Source organism: Streptomyces incanus (assembly GCF_042656345.1).
GTDB classification, from domain to species: domain Bacteria; phylum Actinomycetota; class Actinomycetes; order Streptomycetales; family Streptomycetaceae; genus Streptomyces; species Streptomyces incanus.
Window position 1 is genome coordinate 64,311 of record NZ_JBHSPC010000001.1, and the last position, 17,493, is coordinate 81,803.

Annotated in this window: 16 protein-coding genes and 3 pseudogenes; 11 read left to right on the forward strand and 8 right to left on the reverse strand. The window is 71.4% G+C overall.

The features are described from left to right. Positions 1-73 precede the first annotated feature (73 nt). The 7 genes from ACFP2V_RS00305 to ACFP2V_RS00335 all read left to right on the forward strand — a co-directional run bounded on the left by ACFP2V_RS00305 (position 74) and on the right by ACFP2V_RS00335 (position 7,112). Positions 74-481: a hydrogenase maturation nickel metallochaperone HypA/HybF gene (locus ACFP2V_RS00305; protein ID WP_381204230.1), complete on the forward strand. Its 408-nt coding sequence runs from the start codon at positions 74-76 to the stop codon at positions 479-481. Between the two features lie 2 nt (positions 482-483). Beyond that, entirely contained in the window at positions 484-1,179 is a 696-nt protein-coding gene (gene hypB, locus ACFP2V_RS00310; protein WP_381204278.1) for a hydrogenase nickel incorporation protein HypB, read from the forward strand. Further along, positions 1,176-3,560, forward strand: a complete 2,385-nt coding sequence (gene hypF, locus ACFP2V_RS00315; protein WP_381204231.1) for a carbamoyltransferase HypF — start codon at positions 1,176-1,178, stop codon at positions 3,558-3,560. Before hypB ends, hypF begins: the two co-directional genes overlap by 4 nt. Before the next feature lie 68 nt (positions 3,561-3,628). Continuing rightward, on the forward strand, positions 3,629-3,934 hold the full coding sequence (locus ACFP2V_RS00320; protein WP_381204232.1) for a HypC/HybG/HupF family hydrogenase formation chaperone: 306 nt from the start codon (positions 3,629-3,631) through the stop codon (positions 3,932-3,934). After that, positions 3,931-5,163 carry a hydrogenase formation protein HypD gene (hypD, locus tag ACFP2V_RS00325; RefSeq protein WP_381204233.1) on the forward strand — a complete coding sequence of 411 codons (1,233 nt, stop codon included), beginning with the start codon at positions 3,931-3,933 and terminating at the stop codon, positions 5,161-5,163. Before ACFP2V_RS00320 ends, hypD begins: the two co-directional genes overlap by 4 nt. Next, the gene (gene hypE / locus ACFP2V_RS00330; RefSeq protein ID WP_381204234.1) at positions 5,156-6,223 is read left to right on the forward strand and encodes a hydrogenase expression/formation protein HypE; all 1,068 of its coding nucleotides are present in this window, start codon (positions 5,156-5,158) and stop codon (positions 6,221-6,223) included. The genes hypD and hypE overlap by 8 nt, the downstream gene beginning before the upstream one ends. 226 nt (positions 6,224-6,449) lie before the next feature. After that, on the forward strand, positions 6,450-7,112 hold the full coding sequence (locus ACFP2V_RS00335; protein WP_381204235.1) for a CBS domain-containing protein: 663 nt from the start codon (positions 6,450-6,452) through the stop codon (positions 7,110-7,112). Between the two features lie 62 nt (positions 7,113-7,174). Here the strand turns inward: ACFP2V_RS00335 and ACFP2V_RS00340 are convergent. From ACFP2V_RS00340 to ACFP2V_RS00355, 4 genes and pseudogenes are all read right to left on the reverse strand, one after another. Beyond that, a pseudogene (locus ACFP2V_RS00340) lies at positions 7,175-7,657 on the reverse strand (family 1 glycosylhydrolase); the annotation flags it as partial. 23 nt (positions 7,658-7,680) lie between these two features. After that, the gene (locus ACFP2V_RS00345; protein ID WP_381204236.1) at positions 7,681-8,523 is read right to left on the reverse strand and encodes a carbohydrate ABC transporter permease; all 843 of its coding nucleotides are present in this window, start codon (positions 8,521-8,523) and stop codon (positions 7,681-7,683) included. Between the two features lie 5 nt (positions 8,524-8,528). Continuing rightward, on the reverse strand, positions 8,529-9,482 hold the full coding sequence (locus tag ACFP2V_RS00350) for a carbohydrate ABC transporter permease (RefSeq protein ID WP_381204237.1): 954 nt from the start codon (positions 9,480-9,482) through the stop codon (positions 8,529-8,531). Beyond that, positions 9,479-10,753 carry an ABC transporter substrate-binding protein gene (locus ACFP2V_RS00355; RefSeq protein WP_381204238.1) on the reverse strand — a complete coding sequence of 425 codons (1,275 nt, stop codon included), beginning with the start codon at positions 10,751-10,753 and terminating at the stop codon, positions 9,479-9,481. Before ACFP2V_RS00355 ends, ACFP2V_RS00350 begins: the two co-directional genes overlap by 4 nt. Positions 10,754-11,072: 319 nt before the next feature. Between ACFP2V_RS00355 and yicI the strand changes: the two genes are divergently transcribed. Then, positions 11,073-13,346 (forward strand): alpha-xylosidase, encoded by a 2,274-nt coding sequence (gene yicI, locus ACFP2V_RS00360; protein ID WP_381204239.1) that lies wholly within the window; start codon positions 11,073-11,075, stop codon positions 13,344-13,346. 104 nt (positions 13,347-13,450) lie between these two features. Here the strand turns inward: yicI and ACFP2V_RS00365 are convergent, their stop codons facing one another. Next, positions 13,451-14,239, reverse strand: coding sequence for an SAM-dependent methyltransferase (locus ACFP2V_RS00365; RefSeq protein ID WP_381204279.1), 789 nt, complete (start codon positions 14,237-14,239; stop codon positions 13,451-13,453). Between the two features lie 365 nt (positions 14,240-14,604). Between ACFP2V_RS00365 and ACFP2V_RS00370 the strand changes: the two genes are divergently transcribed. Beyond that, complete coding sequence (locus ACFP2V_RS00370) at positions 14,605-15,057, forward strand: phospholipase (RefSeq protein ID WP_381204240.1); 453 nt, start codon at positions 14,605-14,607, stop codon at positions 15,055-15,057. A 66-nt stretch (positions 15,058-15,123) separates the two neighbouring features. Here the strand turns inward: ACFP2V_RS00370 and ACFP2V_RS00375 are convergent. The 3 genes and pseudogenes from ACFP2V_RS00375 to ACFP2V_RS00385 form a co-directional block, all read right to left on the reverse strand. Further along, positions 15,124-15,599: pseudogene (locus ACFP2V_RS00375) on the reverse strand (FecCD family ABC transporter permease); the annotation flags it as partial. A 54-nt stretch (positions 15,600-15,653) separates the two neighbouring features. Next, entirely contained in the window at positions 15,654-15,878 is a 225-nt protein-coding gene (locus ACFP2V_RS00380; protein WP_381204241.1) for a hypothetical protein, read from the reverse strand. 63 nt (positions 15,879-15,941) lie between these two features. Beyond that, positions 15,942-16,280, reverse strand: coding sequence for an ArsR/SmtB family transcription factor (locus ACFP2V_RS00385; RefSeq protein WP_381204242.1), 339 nt, complete (start codon positions 16,278-16,280; stop codon positions 15,942-15,944). A gap of 187 nt (positions 16,281-16,467) precedes the next feature. Between ACFP2V_RS00385 and ACFP2V_RS00390 the strand changes: the two genes are divergently transcribed. Both ACFP2V_RS00390 and ACFP2V_RS00395 read left to right on the forward strand, forming a co-directional pair. Beyond that, complete coding sequence (locus ACFP2V_RS00390; RefSeq protein ID WP_381204243.1) at positions 16,468-16,941, forward strand: carboxymuconolactone decarboxylase family protein; 474 nt, start codon at positions 16,468-16,470, stop codon at positions 16,939-16,941. Positions 16,942-16,979: 38 nt separating this feature from the next. Further along, positions 16,980-17,460: pseudogene (locus ACFP2V_RS00395) on the forward strand (succinate dehydrogenase); the annotation flags it as partial. Positions 17,461-17,493 lie beyond the last annotated feature (33 nt).

Below are 17,493 nucleotides of genomic sequence, written 5' to 3' on the forward strand. Positions count from 1 at the left end.
GCCGGTCGGACGGGCGGCGCGAGCCCCCTCTACTGGACGGTACGACACGACCCCGGCCCAGGACGGAGAGGCGATGCACGAGATGTCCGTCGCCCTGTCGGTCGTGGACCAGGTCGAGCAGGCGGCACGGTCCCGCTCCGCGCGCGGTGTGCACCGGGTCCGTCTCGACATCGGCGAACTCGCCGGCGTCGTCCCCGACGCACTCGCCTTCTGCTTCGAACTCGCCTGTTCCGAAACGGTTCTCCAGGGCGCCGAACTCGTCACCGGGTTCGTTCCCGGCCGGGCGTCGTGCGCGCCGTGCGGGCGGACCTGGGACACCGGGATGCCCCCGGACATGATCTGCGCCTCCTGTCGCGGGGGTGCCACCGAACTGCTGTCGGGCCGCGAGCTGAGGATCACCGAAGTGCACTGGGCCGCGGATCCCCCCGGCCCCTCCCCCGCACCTGCCCCCACCCCGGCAACCCTTCACGAGGAGAGCTGATGATGTGCCGCACAGTCGACCTCCGGCAGGCCGTGCTCGCCAAGAACACCATGGCTGCAGGCATCCTGCGCACCGAACTGTCGGCCCGAGGGGCGACGGTGGTCAACCTCATGTCGAGCCCCGGCAGCGGCAAGACGGCCCTGCTGGAGCGTGAACTGCTGCGGGCGCGGGAGCTCGGCATCAAGGCCGCGGCCCTCACCGCGGACCTCGCCACCGAGAACGACGCCACCCGCCTGGCCCGTTCGGGCGTCCCGGTCAAGCAGGTGCTCACCGACGGGCTGTGCCATCTGGAGGCGGACATGCTCGCCGGGCATCTGCACGACTGGCTGCCCGAGGGCACCCGCCTGCTGTTCGTGGAGAACGTGGGCAATCTCGTCTGTCCGGCTTCCTACGACCTCGGTGAGTCGCTGCGCGTCGTCCTCGCCTCCGTCACCGAGGGGGAGGACAAGCCACTCAAGTACCCAACCTCGTTCGGCCTCGCCCAGCTGGTGATCGTCACCAAGTCCGACCTCGCCGGGCCCGCCGAGTTCGACGAGGCCGCTTTCCGCGCCCACGTGGAGCGGGTGAATCCCGGCGTGGACGTGGTACTCACCTCCGTACGCACCGGCGAGGGAGCCGGTGTCCTGGTCGACCGGGCGCTCGCGGCGGCCGAGGGACAGGCCGTTCACGCTCCGGTGATGGCCCGGGCACAGGCGTGAGCACCGTCCCCCACGTCGGCGTGGCGGCCACCGCGCGGCGCGCCCGGGTCGTCGTACGGGGCGTGGTGCAGGGGGTGGGCTTCCGGCCCTTCGTGTACGGGCTGGCCACGGATCTGCGGCTCACCGGGCATGTGACCAACACCGGCGACGGTGTGGTGGTGGAGGTCGAGGGCCCGCCCGCGGCCGTCGACCTGTTCTGCTCCCGTCTTCTTCCCGACGCTCCCCCACTGGCAGTGGTGGAATCGGTGGAGACGACCGGAATCCCCGTCGTCGAGGACAGCGGGTTCCGCATCGTCCCGTCCCGTGCCGGCGGCCCGGTCCGCACGCTCGTCTCGCCCGACACGGCGACCTGCGACGACTGCCTCGCCGAGCTGGGTGACCCCGCCGACCGGCGCCACCGGCACCCATTCGTCACCTGTACGCACTGCGGACCGCGTTTCACCATCGTCACCGGCCTGCCGTACGACCGTGAGCACACGACGATGGCGCGCTTCCCCCTGTGCCCCGACTGCGCCCGCGAGTACCACGATCCCGCCGACCGGCGGTTCCACGCGCAGCCCGTGGCCTGCCCGTCCTGTGGTCCCTGCCTGCGGCTCGTCACGCGCCCCGGTGTCACCACGCCTCCCGGCGACGACCCCATCGCCGGGGCGCGCTCACTGCTCGCCGCCGGATCCGTCCTCGCCGTCAAGGGCATCGGCGGCTACCACCTGGCCTGTGACGCCACCCGGCCGGAGGCGGTCGCCGTACTCCGCCGCCGCAAGGCCCGTGGGGACAAGCCGTTCGCGCTGATGGCCGCGCACGTGCGGGACATCGAGCACCTGGTGCACATGAATGCCGCGGAACGGGAGTTGCTCACCGGGCGGGTGCGGCCCGTCGTCCTGATGCGCCGGCGCACGGGCGCCCGGGGCGCACCCCGCACGCTCGTTCCCGCCGACGCCGTCGCGCCGGGCAGCCCCGATCTCGGCATCATGCTGCCGTACACCCCGGTGCATCATCTGCTGCTGGGGACCGCGGGTGCGGCGGCGCCCGCGGGTGCACCGCGGCTGCTGGTGATGACGAGTGGCAACGTGTCGGGGGAACCCATCGTCACGGACGACGAGGACGCCCTGGAACGGCTGGCCGGTCTGGCCGACGCCTGGCTCACGCACGACCGCCCCATCCATGTGCCGTGCGACGACTCCGTGGTCCGCGTCTGTGACGGCGAGCCGCTGGTGCTGCGTCGCTCACGCGGCTATGCCCCGCTGCCGGTCACCCTGCCCGTGCCGGTGGTCCCCGCGCTCGCCGTCGGCGGCGATCTGAAGAACGCCTTCTGCCTCGCGGACGGCGCCAAGGCCTGGCTGTCCGCCCATATCGGGGACATGGACGACCTGGCCACGCAGCGGGCGTTCGGCCGTGCCGAGCGGCAGTTGGAGTCGGTGACCGGTGTGCGTCCGACGGTGCTGGTCACCGACGGCCACCCGGGATACCGGTCGGGTGCGTGGGCGCGGCGGCACGCCGAGGGCCGCCCGGTGGTCCGGGTTCAGCACCATCACGCGCACATCGCCGCCGTACTGGCCGAGCGCGGTGTGGCGGCCGGTGACCGGGTGATCGGGGTGGCCTACGACGGCACCGGGTACGGGGACGACGGTGCTGTGTGGGGCGGTGAGTTCCTGGTCGCGGACTACGACGGGTTCCAGCGGTTCGCGCATCTGGCCTACGTGCCGCTGCCCGGCGGCGACGCGGCGGTGCGGCGGCCGTACCGCATGGCCCTGGCGCATCTGTACGCGGCGGGCATCGCCGCCGCCGACCTGCCGTGTACGCTCGCCTGCCCGCCCGCTGAACTTACTGTCTTGGGTGCCCAGTTGGCGCAAGGACTGAACTGTGTGCCGACGTCCAGCATGGGCCGGCTCTTCGACGCCGTCGCGTCGTTGGCGGGGGTCTGCCAGCACGCGGGATACGAGGCGCAGGCGGCGATCGAACTGGAGGCGGCGGCGGTGGCCGCCGGTGACGTGGCCGACGACCCGCGCTACGTCTTCCGCCTGGAGGGGCGTCCGGAGCCGGGTTCCGCGCCGCTCACCGCCGACCCGGGGCCCCTGCTGGCCGCGGTCGTCGAGGACGTACGGCGGGGCGTGCCCGTGGGCGTGATCGCCGCTCGCTTCCATCTCGCCGTCGCCCGCCTGGTACGGACGGTGTGTGCCGCGGCCGGCGGGGCCACCGGTCTGCGGACGGTTGCGCTGACCGGCGGCGTGTTCTCCAACACGCTGCTCTCCTCGGCCTGCGCCCGCGACCTGCGCGCGGACGGTTTCACCGTGCTGCGCCACCGCGAAGTCCCGCCGAACGACGGCGGACTGGCTCTCGGACAGATGGTGGTGGGCGCCCGGGCGCGAGCCGGGGCCGGGTGACGGGCGCGAGCCCCGAACCACGAGCCCTGAACCACGAGCCACGAGCCACGACAAGTGAGGAGATACGTATGTGCCTGGCGGTCCCCGGCAGAGTGCTGAGCGTCGAGGAACGGGACGGCACCCGGATGGCCACCGTCGACTTCGGCGGAGTGGTCAAGGAGGTGTGCCTGGAGTACCTGCCCGACCTGCGGGTCGGCGAGTACGCCATCGTCCATGTCGGCTTCGCCCTGCAGCGGCTGGACGAGGAGTCGGCCCACCGGACCCTGGAGCTGTTCGAGAACCTCGGCATGCTGCAGGAGGAGTTCGGCGATCCATGGGAGCAGGCCGCCCAGGCCGGCGGCGGTGACGGCCTCGGCCGGGAGGTGCAGCGATGAAGTACATCGACGAGTTCCAGAACCCCGAACTGGCGGCGCGACTGCTCGACGACATCAGAGCGACGGTGACCAGGCCGTGGGCGCTGATGGAGGTGTGCGGCGGCCAGACCCACAGCATCATCCGGCATGGCATCGACCAACTGTTGCCCGATGAAGTGGAGTTGATCCACGGACCGGGTTGCCCGGTGTGTGTGACGCCGCTGGAGATGATCGACAAGGCGCTGGCGATCGCCTCGCGGCCGGAGGTGATCTTCTGCTCCTTCGGCGACATGCTCCGAGTCCCGGGCACGGGTCGTGACCTGTTCCAGGTCCGGGCCGAAGGCGGTGACGTGCGCGTCGTGTACTCCCCGCTCGACGCGCTCCGGCTCGCGGAGGAGAACCCGGACCGGGAGGTCGTGTTCTTCGGCATCGGCTTCGAGACCACGGCACCGCCCAACGCGATGACGGTGCATCAGGCGCGCAAGCGCGGCATCCGCAACTTCAGCCTGCTCGTCTCGCACGTCCGGGTCCCGCCCGCGATCGAGGCGATCATGCAGTCGCCGGACTGCCGGGTGCAGGCGTTCCTGGCGGCCGGACATGTGTGCAGCGTGATGGGAACGGCCGAGTATCCGGCGCTCGCCGAGCGGTTCCGGGTGCCCATCGTGGTGACCGGGTTCGAGCCGCTGGACGTCCTGGAAGGCGTACGGCGGACCGTGCGGCAGTTGGAACGTGGGGAGCACACGGTCGACAACGCCTACCCGCGGGCGGTCCCGTCCGGGGGCAACCCCGCCGCGCGGGCCATGCTGGACGACGTCTTCGAGGTCGCCGATCGCGCCTGGCGCGGTATCGGGGTCATCCCGGACAGCGGCTGGCGCCTGTCGGCGCGCTACCGGGACCACGACGCCGAGCACCGCTTCCAGGTCGGGGACATCGCCACGCTCGAACCGGCCGAGTGCCGCAGCGGAGAGGTGCTCCAGGGGTTGCTGAAGCCGCACGAGTGCGAGGCGTTCGGGATGACGTGCACCCCGCGCACGCCGCTCGGCGCCACCATGGTCTCCAGTGAGGGTGCCTGCGCCGCGTACTACCTGTACCGGCGGCTGGACCTGCCGGCCCGTCCCGGCTCCCGCCCGGACTCCCGCCAGACGCCGGCCGGCGGCGCGGCGACCGGCGGCGCGGCGACCGGCGGCGCGGCGACCGGCGGCGCGGCGACCGTGACGGTCCCGAGTCGGGAGGACAGTTCCGTTGTCTGACACCACCGCACGCCCGGACCTGCTCTCCTGGACCTGCCCGGCGCCGTTGCGCGACCGGCCGCGCGTGGTGATGGGCCACGGCGGGGGCGGCGCCATGTCCGCCGAGTTGATCGAGCAGGTCGTCCTTCCGGGACTCGGCGGGCTCGTGCCGGCCGCGCTGACCGACTCCGCCGTGATCGAACTCGACGGTACGCGGCTCGCGTTCTCCACCGACTCCTTCGTCGTCCGGCCGTTGTTCTTCCCCGGGGGGAGCATCGGTGACCTCGCCGTCAACGGCACCGTCAACGACCTGGCCATGAGCGGGGCCCGTGCGGCCTACCTGTCGTGCGGCCTGATCCTGGAGGAGGGGGTCGAACTCGACACCGTCTCCCGCGTGGCCCAGGCGCTCGGTGCCGCCGCCCGGACGGCCGGAGTGCGCGTGGTCACGGGCGACACCAAGGTGGTGGAGGCCGGGCACGGCGACGGGATCTACATCAACACCTCGGGCATCGGTCTGATCCCCGCGGGGGTCGACCTGCGCCCGGAGCGGGTGGCTCCCGGCGATGTCGTCGTGGTCAGCGGCGCCATCGGCCTCCATGGCGTGGCCATCATGAGCGAGCGCGAGAACCTGCGGTTCGAGGTCGGGATCGAGAGCGACTGCGCGGCGCTCGGCGGGCTCGTCGACGCGATGCTGTCCGTCACCTCCGATCTGCATGTGCTGCGCGATCCGACCCGCGGCGGCCTGGCCGCCTCGCTCAACGAGATCGCCGCGGCCTCGGGGTGCGGGGTCGTCGTCCAGGAACGCGCCGTCCCGGTGCCGCAGCCCGTGGCCGGTGCCTGCGCCATGCTGGGGCTCGACCCGATGTACGTGGCCAACGAGGGCAAGCTCGTCGCCTTCGTGCCCCGGGAGCACGCCGACGCGGTCCTGGCCGCGATGAAGGCACACCCCCTCGGTGGTGAGGCCGCGATCATCGGTGAGGCGGTCACGGACCATCCGGGCATGGTCGTCGCGCGGACCGGACTCGGCGGCACGCGCGTGGTGGACATGCCGATGGGGGAACAGCTCCCGCGGATCTGCTGACCGCACCGCTCGGCACCCGCTCCTCATGCCTCATGCCTCATGCCTCATGCCGAGTGGGTGCCGATCGGTGGCCGTGGCCCCTTTCCGTCGGCGGTACTGCCGTCGCGGGCCTCCGTCATTTCTCCGCTCACGCGTCCCGACCGACAATGATGTTGGTGACGGCCTCAGGCGCACATGGGTCGTCCCTCCATCGGTCTTGCGCCGGCAGCAGAGAGGAACCACCACGATGAGCCACCAGAAGGTGCGCGACGTGATGAGCGGCGCGGTCGTCCGGATCCAGGGCGCGACGCCGTTCAAGGAGATCGCGCACCTGCTGCTCGAGTACGACATCACAGCCGTTCCCGTCGTGGACGCCGACGACCGCCCGGTGGGCGTGGTGTCCGAGGCGGATCTGCTGCACAAGATGTGGGGCCGGCAGGAGGGCGATGCCGGTGGCCCGGGCGTGGTGCCCCAGCCGGAGAAGGCGTGGGCCACCGACGCCGCCGGACTGATGACGTCGCCCGCGCTGTGTGCCGCCGAGGACTGGAGCGTGGTGGACGCCGCCCGGGTGATGGCGCAGCACGGGATCAAGCGGCTGCTGGTGGTCGATTCGGCGGGGCGGCTGAGGGGTGTGGTGAGCAGGAGCGACCTGCTGCGCGTCTTCGTACGCGAGGATCGGGCGATCCGTACGGAGATCGTCGAGGACGTGCTGGTGCGGGCGCTGGGCGAGGCGCCCTCGGCGGTGGAGGTCGACGTGACGCACGGTCACGTCAGGCTCACCGGGCAGCTGTCCTCCCCCGCGACGGCCCGGAAGCTCGAGGAGCTGTGCCGCAATGTCGACGGCGTCGTCGACGTGGAGTTCCGTATGGTGCCCGGAACCGGGGCAGGCGGCCCGGCACAGTCGGACTGACCGCGGCACCGGGAGCCCGCGAGGGCTCTCGCCGACGGGACGGCCCCGGTGCCCGTCGCCCGTCAGGGGTGCTGTGCGGCGATCATCCGCCGGTACCAGTGGTAGCTGCCCTTCGGGATGCGCCGCCGGCTGTCGTAGTCGACGCGGACGATGCCGAAGCGCTTGCCGTAGCCGTGGGCCCACTCGAAGTTGTCGAGCAGGGGCCAGACGTAGTAGTCGCGTACGTCGACGCCCCGGTCGATGGCGGCGCGCAGGGCGGTGAGGTGGTCGCGCAGGCAGGCCACGCGGTCGGGGGCGTGGACGACGCCGTCGGCGACCGGGTCGTCCTCGGCGGAGCCGTTCTCGGTGATGTGGAGGGGCGGCAGCGCGGCCCCGTACTGCTCCTTGAGGTCCACCAGCAGGTCGGTGAGGGTGTGGGGCACCACCGGCCGGCCCGTCGCGGTGTGACGGACGTCGGGTGTCGGGGCCTCCTCGTACCGGTTGTCGGTGGCCACGCGCCGGGCGGGGTCGCTCTCGCGGTACGGGGCGTCGGTGACGGTGCTGGGGCCCTCCTCGGGGCGTGCGGTGGTCACTTGACGGAGCCTCCGGCGATACCGGCGGCGATGTACTTCTGGGCGAGGACGAGCAGGATCGCCGCGGGCACGGCGGAGAGCACGGATGCGGCCATGACCGAACCCCAGTCGCCGACGTGGGCGCCGATGTACTGATAGATACCCAGGGTGATCGGTTTGACGTCGTCGGTGGTGTTCAGGGTGAGCGCGAACATGAAGTCGCTCCACGCGAACAGGAAGGCGAACAGGCCCGAGGTGATCAGGGCGTTGCGGCTCATCGGCAGCACCACGCGGACGAAGGTGCGCAGCGGGCCGGCGCCGTCGATCTGCGCGGCCTCGACGACCTCGCCCGGGATGGACACCATGAAGGCGCGCATCAGCACGATGGAGAAGGGGATGCCGAGCGAGGCGTCCGCGAGCATCAGGCCAAAGTGGGAGTTGACCAGGCCCAGGTCGACGTAGGAGTCGTAGAGCGCGTTGGCGATGACGATGCCCGGCACCATCTGGGTGATGAGGGTGCCGAACACGATGGTGCGGGTGCCACGCAGCCCGAAGCGGGCCAACCCGTAGGCGGCGGGCGCGGAGACGGTGAGGCAGATGGCGACGGCTCCGAGGGAGACGACCAGGGAGGTGAGCAGGTGTCCGCCCTGGTCGCTGATGGCCTTCGAGAATCCGGACAGGTCCAGGCCGGCGGGAACCGGGTCGACCTGGAGCAGTCCGGACTCGGGCTGGAGTGCCGTGTTGAGCATCCAGTAGAGCGGGAAGAGCATGACGCCCAGGACGAGCAGGCCCGCCACGGTGGAGCCCAGGCGGCGGCCCCGTGCGCGGGGTGCGGCGGGGGCAAGTGTGTGAGCGGCCATGTCGGTCACTTCCCGTCGGTGCGGTTGGCCCGCAGGTAGAACACGGCGAACGCCGCGGAGATGAGGATGAGGACGTTGCCGACGACGGCGCCCGCTCCGAAGTCGAGTTGGACGAAGGAGTTCTGGTAGGTGAGCGTGCCCAGCGTCTGGGTGGCGTCGGCGGGGCCGCCGTCGGTGAGGGCGAGGATGAGGTCGAGGATCTTCACCGTCGACATGAAGCCGAGGACGAGGACGACCGTGATCACCGGTCTCAGCACGGGCAGGGTGACGGAGCGGAAGGTGCGCCAGGCCGAGGCGCCGTCCAGGGAGGCCGCCTCGTACAGCTCCTTCGGGATCTCCTGGAGGCCTCCGTACAGGATGACCGTGTTGAACGGGATGCCGATCCAGATGTTGACGAGGACCACCGACAGCAGGGCCATGTCGGGGCTGGTCAGCCACGGGGTGTCGCCGCTGAGGCCGATGGTGCCCAGGAAGGTGTTGAGTACGCCGGTGTCCTGGTCGAGGATGCGGCGCCAGACGATGCCGGACACCACCATGGGAACCAGCCAGGGCAGCAGGATCAGGGACCGCAGGACGCCGCCGAGGGGGAACCTGCGGCTGAAGAAGACGGCGAGCGCGAGCCCGATGCAGAACTGGCCGAGCAGGGAGCCGGCGGTGAAGACGAGGGTGTGCCACAGCGCCTTGCCGAAGAGGGCGTCCTGGAGGACGGCCGACCAGTTGTCGGTGCCGTTGAAGGGCGCTTCTCCGGTGAAGAACGTCTTCGGTGTGTAGTGCTGGAAGCTCATCACGACGTTGCGGACGAGCGGATAGCCGAAGAACAGCAGCATGAAGACGACGGCGGGGACGACGAAGCCCCACCGGGCGAGCCGGCGACGGCGGCGCAGCCGGGCCGGGTCCGGGGCGGCCGCCTTCCCGAGCGCCGGCGTGGAGGCCGCGGCGGTGTCGGTGACGGTGGTCATGGGCGCGTACCTCGGTTCCCGCTCGTGGCCCGCTGCTGAGCGCGCTTCAGGGCGGCCTCGCTGGACTGGCCGGTCAGGGCGGACTGGAAGGCGCTCTGCAGCGCGAGGGACGCGGAGGACCAGCCGGCGCCGAGCTTGCCGGTGCGGGAGCGGGCCTCGGCTACCTGGTCGGCCAGCGCGTCGAGTTCGGGCACGCGGTCGCGCCAGGCGGCGGCGGCCTTCTCGTGGGCCGGGACCATCCAGCTGTTCAGGGCGTAGGTGAGCTGTTCCTTCTCGCCGGCGAGGCAGGCGACGATGCGGCCGGCCGTCCTCTCGCGGTCCTCGTCACCGGTTTTCGGCACGGTGAGCACCGCGCCGCCGAGCGGTCCCACCGAGGCGTCGCCGGCCTGCGGGACGGGGATCTGGGCGATGCCCCAGTGCAGGGACTCGTCGGTGTTGAGGGTCTCGACCTGCCATGGGCCGTTGATCATCATGGCGGCGTTGCCGGCCATGAACTGGTCGTTGACGTCGGCCTGGGTCCAGTTGACGGTGGACTTGGACAGCGAACCGTCCTGGAGCAGCGCCTTCCAGTAGTCGAGCGCCTCGACGACCTGCGGGCTGTCCAGCTCGGTCTCGTCGCCGCCGTTGGACCACATGAAGGGCGTGAACTGGAAGACGCCGTCCTCGGCGCCGCCCGCGCTGAGCGCCAGGCCGTAGCGCTTGCCCTCGGTGAGCCGCTTCGCCGTGTCGCGCAGCTCGTCCCAGGTGGCGGGGGCCTCCAGGCCGGCCCGGTCCAGGATGTCCTTGTTGTAGAAGAGGGCGAGGGTGTTCACGGACCGGGCCGCGCCGTAGTACGTGCCCTGGTAGGAACCGAACCCGACGATGCCCTCGGGGACGGCGTCGGTTTCGAGGCCGAGGGCGCGCAGGTCGACGAGTCCGCCCGCCTCGGCGAAGGTCGGCATCTCGGAGGCGTCGAACTGCACGATGTCCGGCAGCGACTTCGACGAGGCCATGCGCAGCGCCTTCGTCATCACCTGCGCGGCAGGGACGCTCTGCTGCTCGATGCGGATGCCGAGCTGCTTGCCGCAGCGGGCCATCGCCTCGGCGTCCCAGCGGTGGTAGGACTCGTCGGTCGAGGAGTTCATCACGGTGTACACGTCACTGTCCCGTTGCTGTGCGCAGCCGGTGAGCGCCGCCCCGGCGACCAGGACGGCGACGGCGGCGAAGGACGTGACGGCTCTGCGCGGACGGTGCCGACCACGCTGTGCGGCGACCGGAGGATGTGCTGTCACGGTGGGTGCCCCTGGGTGGGCCCGGCTCGGCGTTCCGCCGGGCCGGGCGGCTCGTGGGAAGGGTGTGGCCGAGGGTGGATCCGAGCTGGTGAAGCGCTTCGACGATTAGTCGACCCCGCTCGTGGGAAACTCGGCCCTGAGGTCGGGTGCAATTTGTTTTGCCTGATTACTAATACGTCACCGGGCGCCGGTCGCGCTAGCCCCCCGACAGCGCGATCTCCCCGCACCAGGGCGTGACAGAAACCCTTGAACCTGTCATAGTTCCTGGTCAAATACCGCTTTCCTCCCGCCATCGCCCCCTCCCCCATCGAGGAAGATCATGAAGTTCACCGACGGCTTCTGGCGCATCCGCGACGGCGTCCAGATCTCGTACGCCACCGAGGTACGCGAGGTGCGCCCGGAATCGAAGCGCTTCACCACCTACGCCTCCGTACGGAAGGTGGCACGGAGGGGCGACACCCTCAACGCGCCGCTCGTCACGGTCGAGTGCTTCTCCCCCGCCGAGGGTGTGATCGGTGTCCGCGTCACCCATCACGCGGGCAAGCGACGGCCGGGGCCCGACTTCGCCCTGGCCGGCGACGCCGACGGCGCCGGGACGGTACGCCAGGACGGCCCGGTCACCGAGCTGACCAGCGGACCGCTGACGCTCCGCCTCGACGGGTCCGGCCCCTTCGCACTCGCCTTCCACGACGCGGACGGGCGCGAGCTGACCCGTTCGGACGCCAGGAACACCGCCTTCGTCACCACCGGCCACGGGGCGCAGCACCACATGCTGACCCGGCTGGCACTGGGTGTCGGGGAACAGGTCTACGGCCTCGGCGAGCGCTTCACCCCGTTCGTCAAGAACGGCCAGACGGTCGACGTGTGGCAGGCCGACGGGGGCACCAGCAGCGAGCAGTCCTACAAGAACATCCCGTTCTACCTGTCGTCCCGCGGTTACGGCGTCTTCGTCAACCACCCCGGTGCGGTGTCCTTCGAGGTCGGCTCGGAGTCGGTCGGCCAGGTGCAGTTCAGCGTCGAGGACCAGTCGCTGGAGTACTACGTCGTCGCCGGCCCCACCCCGAAGGACGTCCTCACCCGTTACACGGCCCTCACCGGCCGTCCCGCCCTGCCGCCGGCCTGGTCGTTCGGCCTGTGGCTCAGCACCTCGTTCACCACGTCGTACGACGAGGAGACGGTGACGTCGTTCGTGGACGGCATGGCCGACCGCGGCATCCCGCTCACGGTGTTCCACTTCGACTGCTTCTGGATGCGCGAGTACCAGTGGTGCGACTTCCAGTGGGATCCCGAGGTCTTCCCGGACCCGGACGGCATGCTGGCCCGGCTCAAGGAGAAGGGCCTGCGGATCAGTGCCTGGATCAACCCGTACATCGCCCAGAAGTCGCCGCTCTTCGACGAGGCCGCCGCCCTCGGGCACCTGGTGCGCCGGGCCGACGGCGACGTGTGGCAGTGGGACCTGTGGCAGGCCGGCATGGGCCTGGTCGACTTCACCAGTCCCGAGGCGCGGTCCTGGTTCCAGTCGAAGCTGAAGCCCCTGCTCGACCAGGGCGTGGACTGTTTCAAGACGGACTTCGGCGAGCGCATCCCCACCGACGTGGTCTGGCACGACGGCTCGGACCCCGAGCGGATGCACAACTACTACACGCAGCTCTACAACCGGACGGTGTTCGAGCTGCTCGAGAAGGAGCGCGGGCAGGGCGAGGCCGTGCTCTTCGCCCGGTCCGCGACCGTCGGCGGGCAGCAGTACCCGGTGCACTGGGGCGGCGACTGCTGGTCGTCCTTCGAAGCGATGGCCGAGTCGCTGCGGGGCGGTCTGTCGCTGTCGCTGAGCGGGTTCGGTTTCTGGAGCCACGACATCGGCGGTTTCGAGGGCACGCCGGACCCCTCGGTCTTCAAGCGCTGGCTCGCCTTCGGCCTGCTGTCCTCGCACAGCCGGCTGCACGGTTCCACGTCGTACCGGGTGCCGTGGGAGTTCGGCGACGAGGCGGTGGACGTCGCCCGGCGGTTCACCCTGCTCAAGCACCGGCTGATGCCCTACCTGTACGGCGCAGCCGTCGAGGCGCACGACACCGGGGTGCCGATGATGCGGCCGATGGTGCTGGAGTTCCCGGACGACCCGTCGTGCCGTCAGCTGGACCGCCAGTACATGCTGGGCCCGGACCTGCTCGTCGCCCCCGTCTTCGACACCGGCGGCGAGGTGGAGGTCTACCTGCCGGAGGGCACCTGGACCCACCTGCTGAGCGGCGAGAGGGTCACCGGCCCGCGCTGGCGCACCGAGCGGCACGGCTACGACAGCCTCCCGCTGTACGTCCGGGAGTGCGCCGTACTGCCACTGGCCGCCGACGAGGCGCGGCCGGACGGCGACTGGCTGGACGCGCCGGTCCTGCTCGTCCACCCGCCCGCCTCGCCCCGCTACGAGGCCGAGGTCAGCGTGCCCGACACGACGGGCGCGCGGGCCGCGTCCTTCCGGGTCGTGCGCGACGGCGACATCCTGCGGGTCACCGCCTCGGGCACCGGGCGGCCGTTCACGGTGCGTGTCGCGGGCGGGCCGAAGGCCCGGGGAGCGGGCGAGGTGACGGTGCCGCTGGGGTGACGGGAGCCGGGGTTTCGGCCCTGCGGGAGGACCGTTGGCGTCCTGCCCGCCCGAAAGAGGTCCTCGGGCGGGCACGGCGGGTCCGGCGCGGGGCCGGGCGGGGGTCAGCGGAGCCGGGCGACGCCCGCGTAGATGCCGCTGTCCTCGGGTGCCGGGGCCGGGGTCCCTTGGAACCACTCCGTGGCGGTGACCAGACCCGGCTCCACCAGGTCCAGGCCGTCGAAGAAGCGGGCGACTTCGGGGCGGGTGCGGAAGCCTAGGCGGATGCCGGCACGGGCGTACTCGGCGGTGACCTGGGCGGCCAGTTCCGCGTGGAGGTCGGACGTCACGTGCGACAGCACCAGGTAGCTGCCCCGTGGAAGTGCGGAGAGCAACTCGCCGACAATGGCGCGGGGTTCCTGGTCGTCGGGGATGAAGTGCAGGAGGGCGATCAGGGACAACGCGACCGGACGGCCGAAGTCGAGGACGGTCCGGGCGTGGTCGACGATCTCCCCGGGATCGCGCACATCGGCCTGGAAGTAGTCCGTGGCACCCTCGGGACTGCTGATCAGCAGGGCTTCCGCATGCCGCAGAACGATGGGGTCGTTGTCGGTGTAGACGACCTTCGCGGCCGGGACGACGGCCTGCACGATCTGGTGCAGGTTCGGCTCGGTGGGGATGCCGGTTCCGACATCGAGGAACTGGTCGACGCCCTGCCCGGCGAGCCAGGCCGCGGCCCGGTGCATGAATCGGCGGTTCTGCCGGGCGGCGTCCCGCGCCTGGGGCGGCAGCTTCTCACCGACGGCCTCGTCCACGGGGTAATTGTCCTTCCCGCCGAGCAACCAGTCGTAGACCCGCGCGGGGTGCGCCCTGCTGGTGTCGATCTGCGGATGACTGGACCTGCCGGCCGGCATGACGAACTCCGTCCCACGATGGATCACGGACTTGACGATCAATGAGTCTCGCACAGCAACGCGCCTACAGAAAGGGCGAGTTGAGCGTGAACGGAGTGAGTCGATCGCGGGCAGGGCGAGTTGAACCGGACCGGGCCGCCTCAGCCACCCGCCCGCGCCTGCGGCCGCACCGCCTCGGTGTGCTTCCGTCAGCACCCGCCACTGGGTGGGGAGTTGGCCTGAGCAACACGATCACGACACCCGATCACCCCGGACGTCAACGAATTGTTGAGCCGGTCATGGTGTGAACGCGTGGACGGCACGGGCATCTTCTTGTCATGAACCTGTGGCCCGGTGGTCGGGTCACAGCCTCGTGGAGGTATGGGATGCACCGCAAGTTCGCCACTGCCCTGGCCACGTCGGCTCTCGCCGCCGTCGGTGTCCTGGGTACCGCCACAGCCGCCGAGGCCGCTCCCGCCGACAAGGCGCAGGTCCTCGCCGGCTGGACGCAGACCAGCGCGTCGAGCTACAACCAGTGGGTCGCCGCGCGCTCCAACCAGGCCGCCTGGAGCGCCTACGGGTTCAACTGGAGCACCGACTACTGTTCCACGTCCCCCGACAACCCGTTCGGCTTCCCCTTCGCGACATCCTGCGCACGCCACGACTTCGGTTACCGCAACTACAAGGCGGCCGGCTCCTTCGACGCCAACAAGGCACGCCTCGACAGCGCCTTCTACGAAGACCTGAAGCGCGTCTGCACCGGCTACACCGGGGCCACGAAGACCGCCTGCAACAGCACCGCGTGGACGTACTACCAGGCGGTCAGGGCCTTCGGCTGACCGTTCCCGCCCGGACCGGCCGGGTGCCGTCGGTCGCCCCACGGGGCCGACGGCACCCCGCTTCCGTTACCGCCGACTGCGTACGAGCACGTACCGGAAGTACGGCGTGCCGATGACGGCCGTCATGAGGCCGGTGCCCGGTTGGGCCGGTGCGATCACGGTGCGACCCAACAGCCCGGCGGTGCACACCGGTACGGCGCCGAGCAGCACCGCGACCGGGAGGGCCCGGGGTGCCGGCGCCCTCCAAGGGCCCGTGCCGCGTGCGGGGCCATCAGGCCCACGAAGCCGGCGGGGCCCGCGAGGGTGACGGCCGCCACGGAGAGTAGCCTCGCCGGCACCACGGCGGTGACGCGGGTCGCCCGCACCGGGACGCCCAGTCCGCGCGCCGCGTCGTCGCCGAGGGCGAGGCCGTCGACCCGGCGGGCGACGGGCAGCAGGCCGGCCAGGCCGACGACCGCGACGGGCAGCGTCCGGAGCACGCCGTCGAAGCATTTCCGGGCGATGCCGGCCTGGTTCCACCGGTACAGGCCCTCGGTCTGCTGCCCGCCCGCACCCTGCGCAACGGCTGACCGCCGGCAGCGGTGCACCGGGCCGGGTCAGAACAGGTGCTCCTGCTCGGCGGGCGTGCCGCCGCGCGGGGGGCGGCGCGGGCCGGGGCGCCGGGCCACCGCCTCCTCGCCGAACAGGGGCACCGTGCCGTACGCGTCGGGTTCCGCCGGGACCACGACGGGTCCGGTGCCCACGTTCAGGCACAGCGGAGCGTCCCGGTCAAAATCTCCTGGCGTCATGTCCGTCCAGTCGCATTCCTGACGCTCGCTCACCGACGCTCCGCTCCCCCGTCCGGGCTTCCAGTCCCCTCATTGTTCCCGTACCCGGGCCGGGTGTCAGTCCTCGTCGCGGGTCTCGGTGACATGCCCGCCGACGTGCTCGGCGACGGCCGCCGACAGCAGTCCCGGGAACCGGGCGTCGAGGCTGTCGCGGCGCAGGGCGACGAAGCAGCGTGTGCCCTCCTGCCGGTTCCGCGTGATCCCCGCCTCGCGCGGCACCTTGAGGTGATGGCCGAGGGCCGACTTGGCGACAGGGGCGCGAAGCCGGCCCCCTCCGCGTTCCTCACCGCCGTACAGCCCCCGGACGGTGCCGAGCCGCGTCGGGTCACCGAGCGCGCCCAGGGCACACGGCAGGGTGGCGCCGCTCTCGGCGGGTGAGGAGGCGTGGTCCTGCATACGGCCAGGTTATCGCTCGTTCGCCACTTCCCGAACGACGCCTCCGCGGCCCCGCCGCATCCCCGCCGGCCCGCTTCTCGCGCGCCTCTCCGACAGAGAGACGTTCGTCACACCCCGGGTCCTGTCACACCTCGGCGGGCTGTCCCGTCAGAAGTACATCACCGCAATCGCGACCCAGGAGATCACCATGGATGCCCGTCTCGACTTCTCCGGCAACGCGCTCGGCGCCAAGGTGCTGAGGCACATCACCTCGGCGGGCAAGGCGGCGTCCGAATCGGGCCTGCCGCACGCCACCCAGGAACTGGTGAAGATCCGCGCCAGTCAGATCAACGGCTGCGGCTTCTGCACCGACATGCACACCAAGGACGCCGCCCACGCCGGCGAGACCGCCCAGCGCCTCCACCTCGTCGCCGCCTGGCGCGAGGCCACCGTCTTCACCGAGGCCGAACGCGCCGCACTCGAACTCGCCGAACAGGGCACCCGTATCGCCGACGCCGCCGGCGGCGTCACCGACGAGGCATGGGCCGACGCGGCCAAGCACTACGACGAGGACCAACTCGTCGCGCTCATTTCCCTCATCTCGGTCATCAACACCTACAACCGCATCAACGTCATCAACCGGCAGCCCGCCGGCGACTACCAGCCCGGCCAGTTCGGCTGACGGATGTCCGCCCGCTCCGGCCCGGTCGGGGCCGGAGCGGCAACAGCCTCATCAAGCTGCTGGTGTACGGCCGGATCACCGGCCACGGCGGCCGCCGCCCCCTCACAGGGCCTGACCGCGCAGCCGCGGTCGGCGGACGCCGAGGCCGAGGCTCGCGCGGAGGTCGCCGGCCTGCTCGCCGCGGACGGTCCGGAGAACGTCCGCGCCCTCCAGCGCGCCATCCGCAACGCCATGACCGAGCACGCGGGCGGGGTGCGCGACGAGGAGGACCTGCGCACGGGACTGACGGAGCCGTCCGCGATCGAGAAGCGCATGGAGGACATCGGCGTCCACCCCGACATCGCCGGCCACCAGGATCTCGCGCACGCCTTCGGCCTCAAGGCCGCCCCCCTCGCCGCGCGGGTCGACCTCGTCCGGTCCTCGACGACGGGCGTCACCCGCGAGAGCGTCCCGCCCGTGCCCGACGAGATCTCTTCCCTGATGCGGGAGGTCTCCACCGAGGGCAAGCTCGTCGAGTGACCACCGGGGCTCCGGTCCGGGACCCGGACCGGA

What these genes read in the sequence shown, in the direction of transcription:
- yicI (WP_381204239.1), top strand. Translation starts at nt 11,073, where the DNA reads ATGAAGTTCACCGACGGCTTCTGGCGCATCCGCGACGGCGTCCAGATC.
- ACFP2V_RS00345 (WP_381204236.1), bottom strand. Translation starts at nt 8,523, where the DNA reads ATGGCCGCTCACACACTTGCCCCCGCCGCACCCCGCGCACGGGGCCGC.
- ACFP2V_RS00390 (WP_381204243.1), top strand. Translation starts at nt 16,468, where the DNA reads ATGGATGCCCGTCTCGACTTCTCCGGCAACGCGCTCGGCGCCAAGGTG.
- ACFP2V_RS00305 (WP_381204230.1), top strand. Translation starts at nt 74, where the DNA reads ATGCACGAGATGTCCGTCGCCCTGTCGGTCGTGGACCAGGTCGAGCAG.
- ACFP2V_RS00350 (WP_381204237.1), bottom strand. Translation starts at nt 9,482, where the DNA reads ATGACCACCGTCACCGACACCGCCGCGGCCTCCACGCCGGCGCTCGGG.
- hypB (WP_381204278.1), top strand. Translation starts at nt 484, where the DNA reads ATGTGCCGCACAGTCGACCTCCGGCAGGCCGTGCTCGCCAAGAACACC.
- ACFP2V_RS00365 (WP_381204279.1), bottom strand. Translation starts at nt 14,239, where the DNA reads ATGCCGGCCGGCAGGTCCAGTCATCCGCAGATCGACACCAGCAGGGCG.
- ACFP2V_RS00335 (WP_381204235.1), top strand. Translation starts at nt 6,450, where the DNA reads ATGAGCCACCAGAAGGTGCGCGACGTGATGAGCGGCGCGGTCGTCCGG.
- ACFP2V_RS00320 (WP_381204232.1), top strand. Translation starts at nt 3,629, where the DNA reads ATGTGCCTGGCGGTCCCCGGCAGAGTGCTGAGCGTCGAGGAACGGGAC.
- ACFP2V_RS00385 (WP_381204242.1), bottom strand. Translation starts at nt 16,280, where the DNA reads ATGCAGGACCACGCCTCCTCACCCGCCGAGAGCGGCGCCACCCTGCCG.
- ACFP2V_RS00370 (WP_381204240.1), top strand. Translation starts at nt 14,605, where the DNA reads ATGCACCGCAAGTTCGCCACTGCCCTGGCCACGTCGGCTCTCGCCGCC.
- hypD (WP_381204233.1), top strand. Translation starts at nt 3,931, where the DNA reads ATGAAGTACATCGACGAGTTCCAGAACCCCGAACTGGCGGCGCGACTG.